The sequence below is a fragment of the uncultured Eubacterium sp. genome (genome assembly GCF_934295145.1).
GTDB lineage: Bacteria > Bacillota > Clostridia > Lachnospirales > Lachnospiraceae > Eubacterium_I.
This window is the reverse complement of the sequence record NZ_CAKRAS010000108.1, coordinates 1-3,102: the sequence shown is the minus strand read 5'-3', so window position 1 is coordinate 3,102 and position 3,102 is coordinate 1. Positions and strand designations below refer to the sequence as shown.

Genomic DNA, 3,102 nt, shown 5'->3' with positions numbered 1-3,102 from the left:
TACAGAACCTGAAATCATGCTGACAGAATGGGAAAATAAGAATGGCATACATACAGAACATGTAAATGTGAATAATGATGATGATGTGGAAAAAAAATTAGCAAATCATGAGATCGACTGTTTTGTGTCTCTGGAGGAATCCCTTTGGTCTGAACAGGGAATAGCATCTGTTACTACGATTGGCAAATCAGGCATCTATTTTGCGATAAATAAAGAACGCAGCGATATCAAGGCAAAGCTGGATTATGCGATGCGCCAGCTGGAACAAGATAGTCCTTTTTTTAAGGCAGATCTGTATAAGAAGTATTTTACGTTTGATTATAATCAGAGTCTTACAGGTGAAGAAAAATCATGGCTGGAAGAACATGGCGGTATCCGGATTGGATTTTTGAACAATGATCCGGCAATCTTTTCCATGGATGAAGAGACTGGAAAAATTACCGGTATGCTGGCAGAATATATCTCATATGCAAAAGACTGTCTGGGCAATCAGAGACTGGAATTTGATATACAGGAATATGATGATTACAACGAAATGCTTCAGGCACTGCAGGAACATGAAATTGACATGATTTTTTATGTCGGCAGAAATCCTGATCTTGCGGAAAAAAAGGGATATGCACTGACAAATACAGCCTGGACCTACAGCCTGATGGCGGTAACGGATGAGAAATATTTCAATGAGGACGAGGCGTATACGGTAGCTGTGCCAAAGGAACATGAAGCTTTAAAACAGCATATTGCGTTCAGTTATCCACACTGGAAACTGATAGATTGTGATTCGATTGCTGATGCGACAGGTATGGTTCTTCATCAAAAAGCAGACTGTTTTCTTATGGGAACCAGTCAGGCGCTGAAATATGATAACAATCGAGATTTCAAGAGTATTCCACTTACAAAAACAATGGAAGCATGCTTTGCAGTAAGAGGCGGAGAGGGAATCTTTTTGTCGATACTGAATAAAACTTTGAAGACGATGCCTTCTGATATGCTTACAAGTGCACTTGCGATCTACGACAGTACGGCGGATAAGGTGACTTTTTGTGATTTTGTAAAAGACAATATGCTTGCTTTTTCTCTCACGGCAGGATTTTTTGCACTCATCATCATTGCTATGATCCTCGTACTTTTACGAAAGGCAAGAAAAGCAGAAGCTGTCGCAAAGCTTGCAGCAAGTGATACACAAAAACTCAATGACAAACTGGAGATCGCTCTGAAAAAAGCAGAGGAGGCCAGTCTCGCAAAGACCCGTTTCCTTAACAATATGTCACATGACATCCGTACTCCTATGAATGTGATTCTGGGTTATGCACAGCTTATGGAGGATGAACTGAAAGGAAAGGATATGCCTGAAACTTCAGAACACTTGGAAAAACTGAAGCAGTCCGGCAATCTTCTTCTGTCAATTATAAATAATGTACTTGATATGGCTCAGATTGAGAGCGGAAAGATGGAGATCAATGAGAATTATGGCCGTATCGGAGCTATCCGGCAGTCTTTGTTTGAAATATTTGAGGATGAAGCAAAGAAAAAGAATCTTGCATTTCATTACACAATGAATGTAGAACATGAGCATATATTGACAGATACGACTAAGGTAAAAGAAATATTTGCCAACATTCTTGGCAATGCCATAAAATATACGCCCTCAGGTGGTTCTGTTATGATGAGCGTAGATGAATTGCCATGCGAGGAGCATGGGTACATGATGGCAAGGACCCGGGTAAGCGATACCGGAATCGGCATGAGTGAAGATTATCTGACAGAGATTTTCGAAGCGTTCACGCGTGAGCAGAATACTACAAAGAGCAAAATCGCGGGAACCGGACTGGGAATGTCAATCGTAAAGAAATATGTAGATCTGCTCGGTGGAACAATAGAGGTAGAGAGTGAGCCTGGAAAAGGCAGTACTTTTACTGTAATACTGAAACACAGAATAGCGGATGAAAGCTATTATGTGAAAAAGCATCTTGAAGAGTCAGGGATAAGCAGAGAAATCCTTAAAGACAGGAGTATCCTTTTGGCAGAGGACAACGATCTGAATGCAGAGATTGCAGCGGTAATACTTGAGCGTGCCGGTCTTAAGGTTGAACGTGTGGAGGATGGTCTTGAGTGTGTAAACCGGATAACGGAAATGCCGGCAGGAACCTATGATATCATCCTTATGGATATCCAGATGCCAAAAATGGACGGCTATAAAGCAACACAGACGATCAGGGATCTGTCAGATCAGGAGAAAGCATGCATACCAATCATTGCAATGACGGCAAATGCATTCGAAGAAGATAAGCGGGCTGCTATTGCTGCCGGAATGAATGGGCATATCGCAAAGCCGATTCAGGTTGATAAGCTGCTGTCGATATTAGCAGAAATAATAAGGCAATAGTAACCATTTATGCGATACCATCTGCTATGTGATGGCATTAGATTACTATATCTGCACAAAAAAAATCAGGCTGAAGGATACAGGGTGAGGAATATGAAACAGTTAATAGTATCAGACAAAGTACAAAAAGAAAAGGAACTGGAAGACAGTAACCAGATTCTGAACGAACGTAACCAGCTATTATCAGTTTTAGCCAGGGATTATACAACGGTACTTTTGTGTGATTTAAAGCAGGATACATTTGAAGTGGTAAAAGGGGATACCTTTACACACAATGACCCTGAAGAAAAACAACAGTTAGTTCGTGGAAGTAACTGCTATTCAGAGAGAGTCCGGTATTTTTTTGAAAATATCCTGGTCAAAGAATCTGCTCCGGAGTATCTGGAAAGACTTTTGCCGGATTATCTTATGAATGAATTAAAAGAAAAGGACAGTATAGAGATTTATCATAAGACCATACCAAATGGGACAGGTTTCAGACATTTTCTGGCAAGGGCAATACGTTTATCCAATGAGGAAGATCATTTCAAGGTCATCCTCGGTTTCCATTCTGTAGATGAAATTATGAAAAAAGAGCAGGAGATGGAGCTTCAACGAGAGATTATCGAAGGTCTCGGAAAAGTATATTTTTCTGTTCTGGCAGTAGAACTGGACAAAGATCGGGTGCTTTCTTATCGTGAGTCCGGGGAGAATGGGAAGATTATTTCAGATTTCTG

The 3,102-nt window shown here is 40.7% G+C and carries 2 protein-coding genes; both read left to right on the top strand.

All coding sequences use genetic code 11. The features are described 5' to 3' along the window. The coding region (locus Q0I54_RS13195) for an ATP-binding protein (protein WP_296119333.1) at nt 1-2,386 on the top strand (2,386 nt) is incomplete at its 5' end. 93 nt (nt 2,387-2,479) lie between these two features. Beyond that, nucleotides 2,480-3,102, top strand: a 623-nt coding sequence (locus Q0I54_RS13190) for a hypothetical protein (protein WP_367270864.1), incomplete at its 3' end; no start/stop codon positions are given.